The organism is Streptomyces sp. NPDC002181, from assembly GCF_042890485.1.
Classification (GTDB): Bacteria; Actinomycetota; Actinomycetes; order Streptomycetales; family Streptomycetaceae; genus Streptomyces.
Genome location: NZ_JBIASC010000015.1, coordinates 153,512 through 162,927, shown reverse-complemented (window position 1 = coordinate 162,927; position 9,416 = coordinate 153,512). Strand labels below are relative to the sequence as shown.

8 protein-coding genes and 1 pseudogene are annotated in these 9,416 nt (G+C 72.0%); 1 reads left to right on the top strand and 8 read right to left on the bottom strand.

Translation table 11 applies throughout. The annotated features are described in order from the left end of the window. From ACFYXV_RS30190 to ACFYXV_RS30175, 4 genes and pseudogenes are all read right to left on the bottom strand, one after another. Positions 1-309: pseudogene (locus tag ACFYXV_RS30190) on the bottom strand (3'(2'),5'-bisphosphate nucleotidase CysQ); the annotation flags it as partial. Positions 310-417: 108 nt separating this feature from the next. After that, positions 418-852, bottom strand: a complete 435-nt coding sequence (locus ACFYXV_RS30185; protein WP_389384596.1) for a GMC oxidoreductase — start codon at positions 850-852, stop codon at positions 418-420. Positions 853-957: 105 nt separating this feature from the next. After that, the gene (locus tag ACFYXV_RS30180; RefSeq protein ID WP_385468442.1) at positions 958-1,575 is read right to left on the bottom strand and encodes a VOC family protein; all 618 of its coding nucleotides are present in this window, start codon (positions 1,573-1,575) and stop codon (positions 958-960) included. Between the two features lie 154 nt (positions 1,576-1,729). Further along, positions 1,730-2,545: an alpha/beta fold hydrolase gene (locus ACFYXV_RS30175; RefSeq protein ID WP_389384589.1), complete on the bottom strand. Its 816-nt coding sequence runs from the start codon at positions 2,543-2,545 to the stop codon at positions 1,730-1,732. A 227-nt stretch (positions 2,546-2,772) separates the two neighbouring features. Between ACFYXV_RS30175 and ACFYXV_RS30170 the strand changes: the two genes are divergently transcribed. Then, on the top strand, positions 2,773-3,609 hold the full coding sequence (locus ACFYXV_RS30170; RefSeq protein ID WP_389384588.1) for an enoyl-CoA hydratase/isomerase family protein: 837 nt from the start codon (positions 2,773-2,775) through the stop codon (positions 3,607-3,609). A 52-nt stretch (positions 3,610-3,661) separates the two neighbouring features. Here the strand turns inward: ACFYXV_RS30170 and ACFYXV_RS30165 are convergent, their stop codons facing one another. From ACFYXV_RS30165 to galT, 4 genes are all read right to left on the bottom strand, one after another. Further along, positions 3,662-6,100 (bottom strand): SpoIIE family protein phosphatase, encoded by a 2,439-nt coding sequence (locus ACFYXV_RS30165; protein WP_389384587.1) that lies wholly within the window; start codon positions 6,098-6,100, stop codon positions 3,662-3,664. A 193-nt stretch (positions 6,101-6,293) separates the two neighbouring features. Then, positions 6,294-7,097, bottom strand: coding sequence for a DeoR/GlpR family DNA-binding transcription regulator (locus ACFYXV_RS30160; RefSeq protein ID WP_385468453.1), 804 nt, complete (start codon positions 7,095-7,097; stop codon positions 6,294-6,296). 108 nt (positions 7,098-7,205) lie between these two features. Further along, the gene (gene galK, locus ACFYXV_RS30155) at positions 7,206-8,348 is read right to left on the bottom strand and encodes a galactokinase (protein ID WP_389384586.1); all 1,143 of its coding nucleotides are present in this window, start codon (positions 8,346-8,348) and stop codon (positions 7,206-7,208) included. Next, positions 8,345-9,394, bottom strand: a complete 1,050-nt coding sequence (galT, locus tag ACFYXV_RS30150) for a galactose-1-phosphate uridylyltransferase (RefSeq protein ID WP_385468459.1) — start codon at positions 9,392-9,394, stop codon at positions 8,345-8,347. Before galT ends, galK begins: the two co-directional genes overlap by 4 nt. Positions 9,395-9,416: the final 22 nt, after the last annotated feature.

Sequence of the window (9,416 nt, the reverse complement as noted above, 5' to 3'; positions counted from 1 at the left end):
GTTGCCCTCGGCCGGATCCACCACCCACCACTCGCCCGGCGGCAAAGCGCCGCCGTCCAGCTCGTCCTCCACCCAGCCGGCGTCCGGGCGCAGTTCCGTGAGGCGGGGGCGCAGGACGTCGAGGGCCGCGTCGTCGTTGGCGGCGAGCGCGTCCATCAACTCCTCGCGGCTCTCGTAGCGAACCACCTCGCCGAAGCGCTCGCGCAGCACCGCACCGGCCGTACGCACAGCCGTCACGGTCTGGGCGAGCAGGTCGGCGTCGGAGGCGGTGGTGGAGGAGAAGGCCGTGGGCTGGAGCGTTTCGGACATGGTGGTGCTCCTGTCTGAGAAGGGGTGATGAGGCCGGTCTGGGCCGCATTCGGCGCACGACGGCGGGGATGAAGCGGGTTGTATAAGCCCGCGGGCGCGGAAGAAGGCTCAGCCGAGCAGTTCGGCAGCCCGTTCGGCGATGGCGTAGACGGTCGCGTTGGCGTTGGCCGACGGGACGGACGGCATCACCGAGGCATCTGCGGCCGGCAGCCCGGCGACCGCTTCCCGCTTGCGCCGGTCGGCGAACGCGTCGCCCTCCCCGATGCGGCGTGCCACTGCCAGGCCCTTGCGCATGACCTCCCGGTCACGGTCGTCGCCCCGGTAGCCGGGGTCGACGACGGGAGCACTGGCGGGATTGGCGTCCGCCAGGCGCACGGTGCCGCTGCCGTCCGGCCGGACTTCTCTTGTTTCACGAGCTTCTTGTCCTTGGTGTGTACCCGACCAGGAACAGCCCGGGTTTCGCTTCCTGCCGTCGAATCTTAGGAATGCAGGCAGGGCACGTACTTGAACCTCCGTGCCATTCGTTCGGAACCTCCGCGCCATACGCGTGGCGAGACGGTCGACGTCACGCAGCACTGGGGCTGGCTGACCGGCCCGGCGAAGGCGGAAATGGGCGCGCGGGCCCTGTTCTCCCGCGGGGCGACGGGGTCACGACGGCAGTTCGGTCCCCGCCTGCTCCCGGACCATGTACTGGGCGTACCAGTCGGGCCAGTTCTCGTCCTCCGCACCGATGCGTGCCTCGTGCTCCCCGTGCGCGGCCGCGGCACGGCGCAGCGCGCTCGCCAGGTCCTCGGCCGAGGCGAACGTCGTGGCCGCGGGGTCGAGGCGTCCCGGGAGCCGTGTGGTGATCTCCTGGAGCAGCCAGCCGTTGCCGTCCGGGTCGCTGAAGGACAGGAACGAGCCGTAGCTCGTGCGCTGGGGATCCGGCCCCGGCACCCGGGCCTCCGTCCCGGCGTGGTGGAAGACGCCGCCGGCGTCGTGGAACACCTCGCTCGGCTCGGCGCCGAGCCGTTCCAGCTCATCGCGTGCAGCGTTGATGTCGTCCACGATCAGGTGCAGGCCCTGGGCCGAGCCAGGCGTCTGGGAGGTGACCGAGGTGCCGAAGATGACCGATGCCGGCGAGCCGGGCGGCGTCACCTGCACCACCCTGAAGGTCTCGTCCGGGGTGACGTCCGCGTCCAGCCTCCAGCCGAGTCGCGTGTAGAAGTCCTTGGCCCGGTCGACGTCGGACACCGGCACCACTACGACTTCGAGTTTCATGTCCATGACTGAGCACTCCTGGTTCGTGCAGTTCGCCGCCTTCGACGAGACTCGCACGGCCGGACGCGGCCCGCGCCCGGGAATCCGGTGGAGGGTGGCCCGGGGAGCACGCCGGGCCCGGCTTCGGAGCGGGCGGCGGTGGCCGGGATGCCGATCCGGGTCAGTTGGCCTCCCACCAGCGGGTGACGACGTCAGCGTAGGCGTCGGCGCCCTCCTCCCAGGCGAAGTGGCCGACGTCGATGAGGTCCAGCTTGCTGTTGGGCAGGTGCAGGTCCAGATACTCGGCGTTCTCGGGGGGTACGACCGCGTCGTTGCGTCCTGCCAGGATCTGGACCGGCGTCTCCAGACGGGGCAGCAGTTCGCCGAGGACGGGCAGTTCGGCGGGGTACGCACGGACGTAGGGCAGCTGGTCGGCGAACCGCCGGCCCGTGTAGGACGCGAGGTAGTCCTCGCGCACGATGTCCGGCAATTCGTAGCCGTGGATGCCGCCGATCGCGGCGGTCACGGCGGCCTTGGCGCTCATGGCCCGATAGGGGGACAGGTCCTCGGCGAACACCCAGTCCTTCAGGGGGCTTCCCAGGTTCAGCGGGACTGCCGTCCCTCCGGTGCCGACCACCAGGGTCTCGAACCGCTCCGGGTGCCGGGCCGCGGCGAACAGCGCCGCGGGAGTGCCGATGTCGGGACCCACGACGTGCGGTTTTTCCAGCCCGAACTCGTCGGCCACCCGCACGATGAAGTCACCCATCGCGGTCGGGGACAGAAGGTCCTCGCGCAGCTCGGAATGCCCGAACCCGGGCAGGTCCACCGCGATCAGGTGAGCGTGCCGGGCCAGCTTCGACCAGATCGCGTCATAGGCGTACAGGCTCTCGGGCCACGGGCTCAGCAGCAGAGCTTCGCGGGCGCGGGGCATGTCACTCTCCGCATACCGGATGGACAGTCCGTCGACGGTCCGGAATCGGGGCCTGATCTCGCTCATTTCCCGTCCTCTCAGGAGCCCTCACGGCACGCGCCCCCGGCCGTGCCGCAAACGTGTCTATGACAACACGGACAGCGACACGCGGCGACGGCACGCCTGCGGAACCCGGGGAGAGGGCTAATGTCGCCGGGTACCGAGCCCGCCGGATGCCAGGCGCCCGACAGGCAGCCGCCAGGACCCTGCGACGTCATCGTCGCCGCCCGACATCCCGTGCCGACGGAGTCCCCATGAACTTCGCCTGTTCCTCGATCCGGACCCGGCTCGAAGAGGGCGTTCTGTGGGCCACCCTCGACGCGGGCCCGCTCAACCTCCTCGGTGTCGATCTGGTGCGTGACCTGGTCTCCCTTGTCGACACCCTGGACGATGACCCCGGCGACGTACGCGTCCTCGTCATCGACAGCGCTTCGCCGGACTACTTCTCGGCGCACGTGGATCTCACCGCGGTCCCGCAGTACACCGCGGAGGCGGCCAGGGCCGGCGGCCCCGGTGACGCCTCGCTCGGCATGTTCCTGCACAGGCTGTCGCGCGTTCCCGTGATCACCATCGCCAAAGTGCGCGGCCGTGCACGCGGAGGCGGCAACGAACTCGCACTGGCCTGCGACATGACCTTCGCATCGCGCGAGAACGCGGTCTTCGGCCAGTTCGAGTGCGGGACCGGCGCCCTTCCCGGCGCGGGCGGCATCCAGCACCTGACCCGGCGGCTCGGCCGCACTCGCGCCATCGAGGCCGTCGCAGGAGCGGCCGATTTCGCCGCCGACCTCGCCGAGCGCTACGGCTGGATCAACCGTGCCCTGCCCGACGCCGAACTGGACGGCTTCGTCGAGCGCCTGGCCAAGCGCATCGCCGGATTCCCGCCCCAGGGGGTCCGGGCCGCCAAGCGCTCGATCAACGACCTCACGCTGGCGGAGCCCGCGCACATCCGCTCCGACGCCGCCACCTTCCAGGCCCTGATCACCCTGCCCGAAACCCGCGAGCGCCTGGAGCACCTGACCCACCGAGGACTCCAGCGCGCGGGCGAGACCGAACGCGACCTCGGCACGGCCGTGGCGGAGTTCCCCCGTTGACACGGCGCATCCCGCCCGGCCGGCCGAACGTTTCGGACAAGCGTTCCATGAGCTACAGCTTGCCCGCGGCAAGGGGGAACTCCGTCCAGACGGTCTTGCCGTCCCGGGTGTAGCGGGTGCCCCATCGGTCGGTGAGCTGCGCCACCAGGAAGAGGCCGCGGCCGCCCTCGTCGGTGGTGCGCGCCCGTCGCAGGTGCGGAGCCGTGCTGCTGCTGTCGGAAACCTCGCAGATCAGGCTGCGGTCGCGGATGAGCCGCAGGGTCCCCGACCCGCCGCCGTACCGGTAGGCGTTGGTGACCAGTTCGCTGACGACCAGTTCGGCCGTGAAGGCCAGCTCCTCCAGGCCCCACCTCGTGAGCGTGCTCTCCGTCAGGCGCCGCGCCCGGGCGGCGGCGGTCGGGTCTGCGGGCAGTTCCCAGGAGGCCACCTGCTCCGGAGCCAGCACGCGGGTGCGGGCGAGGAGCAGCGCGACGTCGTCCGGTGGGTGATCGGGCAGCAGGGCGGTCCGCACGTCCGTACAGGTCTCGGCCGGCGAGCGGCCGGGCCGGGACAGGGCTGTTCGCAGCTGCTCAAGTCCCTCGTCGAGTTCGAGGCCACGAGCCTCGACCAGGCCGTTCGTGTACAGGGCCAGCAGACTTCCCTCGTCGAGTTCCAGTTCGGCCGACTCGAACGGAAGTCCGCCCAGCCCCAGCGGCGGCCCTTCCGGAAGGTCGGGAAAGCTCACCACTCCGTCGGAGGTCACGACCGCGGGGGGCAGATGGCCCGCCCGGGCCAGGGTGCAGCGGCGGGAGGTGGGGTCGTAGACCGCGTAGAGGCACGTCGCGCCGATGATCTGCCGGCCCCGCGGGCGTCCGTCGGCGGGCTCCTGCTCGACTGCCAGGCGGTTGACCAGGTCGTCCAGGTGGGAGAGGACCTCCTCCGGGGCGTAGTCGAGGCCGGCCAGGGTGTGCACGGCCGTGCGCAGGCGGCCCATGGTGGCCGCCGCGTGCAGACCGTGGCCGACGACGTCGCCGACGACGAGGGCGACCCGTGCTCCGGAGAGCGGGATGACGTCGAACCAGTCGCCGCCGACGCCGGTGGCGGGATCGGCCGGCAGATAGAAGTGCGCGACCTCGACCGCGCTGTACTGGGGCAACGCCTGCGGAAGCAGGCTGCGCTGCAGCGTCAGCGCGGCCTGGTGCTCCTGGGTGTAGCGGCGTGCGTTGTCGATGCACAGGGCGGCCCGCGCGGCGAATTCCTCCGCGAGCGTGAGGTCGTCCTCCTCGAACGGCTCGGGCCGCTCGCCCCGCCACAGGCTGAGCAGACCGAGGAGCAGACCGCGGGCGATCAGCGGTACGACGATCAGGGAGTGGGCCCGCAGCCCCAGGGCGCGCCGGGTGCGTTCCGGGTCCTGGAAGTACCAGCGGGGACTGCTCCGGAGCACCGGTTCGAGGATGGGCTGCTGCTCGGCGAGGCACCTGGCCTGCGAGGTGCGGGGGTCGAAGCGGAAGACCTCTCCGACGGGGTGCATCACCCGCAGCGCCTCCGCCATGACCGAGTGCACGGCCATTCTGCGGACCGCTCCGCTCCCCTCCTCGGCGGTCTCGTCGCCTCGGGCGACCGACTCCAGCAGATCCACCGAGACGGCGTCCGCGAGGTCGGGGACGGCGACGTCGGCCAGCTCCCGGGTGGTCCGGCCGAGATCCAGTGTGGTCCCGATGAGGGTGCTCGCCCGGTTGAGCAGGGCGAGCCGCAGCCGGGCCCGGTAGCCGTCGGTGACGTCCTCCACCAGCTGGGTGACTCCGAGGATCTCACCGGAGAGGTCCTCCATCCGGAACGCCGACACCGAGACCACCCGCTCGCGGCCGGGGTCGCTCCTCAGATGACAGGGCTGCTCGGTGAAGATCAGAGGGGCGCCCGTCTCCAGCACCCGTCGCAGGCGGCTTTCGATCGTCTCCACGTCCGGACCGATGAGGAAGTCGCCGATGCGCCGGCCGCGGATCTCGGCCGCGGAAAGCCGTGTGAACCGGGCCAGCGCCCGGTTGATCCGCAGGATGCTCAGATCCGGGGCGTGGACGGACAGGCCGATCGGGGAGCGCCGGAACAGGCCGTCCAGGACCGATCGGTCGGTCTCCCACTGGAGCACCTCCTCCGCCGGGGCGACGACGAGGAACCACTCACGGGCCGAGCCGGCGCGGATGACTGCGCGGACGCGGAAGCCCAGCTCCACCCGTCGCCCGCTGCGGTGCCGGAGGCGCAGGACCCCGGACCAGCCCCCGTCGCGCGCGCACGCGGCCGCCGCGTCCCGGACCGCCTCGCGGTCACGGGAGTCGACCAAGAGCTCCAGGGCCTTACGGCCCAGCACCTCATCGGGCCGATGGCCGAGGTGCTCCTGTGCGCGTTCGCTCCAGCCGACGACCGTGCCGTGGTCGTCCAGAACCGCCGAGGCGGAGTTGTGCAGCGCGAACGGGTCCTCGGGCAGCTCACCCGATCCCGGCGCCGGTGCATTCATCACTGACACCCCTCGACCTGCTCGACGATTCGAACGGACCGCACGGCGGGCATTGCCGCGGCGACTACTCACAGCGACCGGAGATCGGGGCACGAGCAGTCGGCTTACCTTCAGTATCGCCGCGTCTCCGCACGTCGGCAGTCCGCCGGGAAGGCGAGCCGGCGCCGGACCGGGGCCGACGCGCGCGCCCTGGCTACGGCTGCGTGGAGCCCAGGATCAGCCGGCCCACCGAGTCGCTCAGGACGCCGCGCGCCTCGGCGTCGAGGCCGTCGTCGGAGACGAAGTAGTCGATCTCGGAGAGGGCGATGAAGCGGCTGAGTCCCACGACACCCCATTTGGTGTGGTCCGCGACCACGGCCACCTGGGTGGCGCAGTCGATCAGGGCGCGGTTGGTCTGGGCTTCCGCGAGGTTGGGGGTCGTCGCACCGGCCCGTTCGGACACCCCGTGGGCACCGATGACGAGCAGGTCCACCTGGAGGGTGCGGATCGCCTGGTCCGCCAGGGGGCCGACCAGCGAGGCCGACTTGGTGGGTGCCCCTCCGGTCAGCAGCAGGGTGGGGCCCGCGCCGGGCTCCGCTCCCCTGGGCCGCAGCAGTTCGGCGACCGGAAGGGAGTTGGTGACCACCGTCAGGCCGGGGACGTCCCGGAGCCGGGCGGCCACCGCGTAGGACGTCGTACCGCCCGAGATGGCGACGACGCTGCCGGGCTTCACGAGGGCCGAGGCGGCCTCGGCCACCGCCGCCTTGGCCCGCGACTCCAGACCCGCCTTCGTCTCGAAGGGCGGTTCGTCCCCCGTGGTGTCGGAGGCCCTGATGGCGCCACCGTGCACCTTCGACAGGGAGCCGCTGCGGGCGAGCACGTCCAGGTCGCGGCGAACGGTCATGTCCGAGACGCCGAGTTGTTCCACGAGATCGGCCACGCGCACGGCGCCGTCGCGGCGCACGATGTCGAGGATCAGGGCCCTCCTCTGGGGTGCAAGGCGCGCTGCTTCGGCCACGATCTCGTCCCCGCTCCTGTGCGTACCGTCCGTGTGCCCCGACGGGCTCGCACGGCAATCCTCGTAAACGAACAGTCTACTTGGCCGGGCTCCGGCCCCACCGTGTCCTCATGCGATGCGCCGGGCGCCGGCGGCCGGGGAGACCGGGAACAGCTGCGGAGCCTGGTACCCCGCCGAGCGGAACGCGGCGGTGACGGCGGCGCCGATGGCCGCCGTCCGGTGCTCCCGAGCCAGCACGATGACCGAGCCGCCGAAACCGCCACCGGTCATGCGCGCCCCGAGCGCTCCGTGGGCGAGCGCCGTCTCCACGACGAGGTCGCTCTCCGTGCAGGAGATCCGGAAGTCGTCGCGCAGCGACGCGTGGCCTTCCGAGAGGATCGGCCCCAGCGCCGCCGGGCGCCCGGCCCGCAGATGGGCGACGGCCTCGGTGACGCGTGCGTTGTCCGTCACGACGTGGCGGACCAGGCGTGCGAGGTCCGCGGGGAGCGCGCTCACGGTACGGGGCAGGTCCGCCGGGCCGAGGTCGCGCAGCGCCGGTACGCCGAGGAGGCGGGCGGCCCGCTCGCACCCTGCCCGCAGGGCCGCGTAGGCGCCGTCCCCGAGGTCGTGCTTCACGCGGGTGTCGACGACCAGCAGGCTCAATCCGCGCGTCCCCGGGGCGAACGGGACCTGCTCGTGGACCCCGGTGCGGAAGTCCAGGTAGAGGGCCGCGCCGGAGGTGCAGCAGGCGGAGGCCACCTGGTCCATGGCCCCGCAGGGCACGCCGGCGAAGCCGTTCTCCGCCCGCTGGGCGGTCAGGGCGAGGTCGGATGCGCTCAGGCCCAGCCCGTAGAGGTCGTTGTAGGCGAAGGCGACCGCGCATTCCAGGGCCGCGGAGGAGGAGAGGCCCGCGCCGGTGGGCACCGCGCTCTCGATGTGGAGGTCCGCCCCGCCGGGCCGGTGTCCGGCCTCGCGCAGCGCCCAGACGACACCCGCCGGGTAGGCGCCCCAGGTGGTGACGGTTCCGGGGGTCAGGTGGTCCACGTCGAGATCGATGACCGGGCCGTCGGCCTGGGCGCTGTGCAGCCGGAGCCGCCCGTCCTGCCGACGCCGCGCCGCGACCAGGGTGTTCTGGGGGATGGCGACGGGAAGCGCGAGACCGTCGTTGTAATCGGTGTGCTCGCCGATCAGGTTGACCCGGCCGGGCGCTGCCCAGACCCCCTCGGGGCGGGCGCCGTAGACGCGCCGGAAGGTCTCGTCGTACGTGTTCATGACGCGACCTCGCGCAGCCGCCGGGCCGCGGTTTCGGGGGCGATGTCGTTGACGAAGGAGTCCATGCCGGATTCGACCCCGGCGAGGAATTTGAGCTTGTCCGCCGACCGGCGGACCGTGAACAGCTCCAGGTGCAGGGCCAGTTCCCGCCCGTCCGTCTTCGGCGCCTGGTGCCAGGCGGAAATGTAGGGGGTGGGGGCCTCCTGCGCGGCGGCGCCCGCCCGGCGGAACAGCCTGTCGAACCTGCGCAGCAGCTCCAGGTAGATCCCGGGGAACTCGGCGCGTTCCGCCTCGGTGAGGCCGGTGAGGTCGCGAACGCGACGATGGGGGTAGAGGTGCACCTCGTACGGCCAGCGGGCGGCGTACGGGACGAACGCCGTCCAGTGCTCTCCGGGCAGGACCAGGCGCGAGGGGGTGGTGCGGGCCTTCGCGAGCAGGTCCTCGAAGAGGTTCCCCCCGGTGGCGGACCGGTGCCGGTCGGCGACGGCGACCATCTTGGCGGTCCGCGGCGCCGCGAACGGGAAGGCGTAGATCTGGCCGTGCGGGTGCGCGAGGGTGACCCCGATCTCCGCCCCGCGGTTCTCGAAGCAGTAGACCTGCTCGACACCGGGGAGGGAAGACAGCCGCTCGGTGCGGTCCGTCCAGGCGTCGAGTACGAGGCGGGCGCGGTCCTCGGTCAGATCGGCGAAGCTCGCTCCGTGCTCGGGCGTGAAGCAGACGACCTCGCAGCGTCCGGACCGTCCCGCCAGGGAGGGGAAGCGGTTCTCGAACACGGCCACGTCGTAGTCCGCCGCCGGTATCTCGCTGCTGTGCCCGTCGCCGGACGGGCACAGGGGGCACGCGTCGGTCGGCGGATGGTGGGTTCGCCCCTGCCGGTGCGAGGCGATCGTGACCCAGTCCCCCGTCGCCGGGTCCAGGCGCAGCTCCGGGCTGCTGTCGACGCGCTCCGGCGGGCGCCGGTCGACCGTGTCGCGCCCGGGGCTCCCGTCGAGGTCGAAGTAGATCAGTTCGCGGCCGTCCGCGAGGTTCGTCGTGGTCTTCTTCATGGAAACCGCCCGTCTCTCGGAG

What these genes read in the sequence shown, in the direction of transcription:
- ACFYXV_RS30165 (WP_389384587.1), bottom strand. Translation starts at nt 6,100, where the DNA reads ATGAATGCACCGGCGCCGGGATCGGGTGAGCTGCCCGAGGACCCGTTC.
- galK (WP_389384586.1), bottom strand. Translation starts at nt 8,348, where the DNA reads ATGAACACGTACGACGAGACCTTCCGGCGCGTCTACGGCGCCCGCCCC.
- ACFYXV_RS30175 (WP_389384589.1), bottom strand. Translation starts at nt 2,545, where the DNA reads ATGAGCGAGATCAGGCCCCGATTCCGGACCGTCGACGGACTGTCCATC.
- ACFYXV_RS30185 (WP_389384596.1), bottom strand. Translation starts at nt 852, where the DNA reads ATGGCGCGGAGGTTCCGAACGAATGGCACGGAGGTTCAAGTACGTGCC.
- galT (WP_385468459.1), bottom strand. Translation starts at nt 9,394, where the DNA reads ATGAAGAAGACCACGACGAACCTCGCGGACGGCCGCGAACTGATCTAC.
- ACFYXV_RS30170 (WP_389384588.1), top strand. Translation starts at nt 2,773, where the DNA reads ATGAACTTCGCCTGTTCCTCGATCCGGACCCGGCTCGAAGAGGGCGTT.
- ACFYXV_RS30180 (WP_385468442.1), bottom strand. Translation starts at nt 1,575, where the DNA reads ATGGACATGAAACTCGAAGTCGTAGTGGTGCCGGTGTCCGACGTCGAC.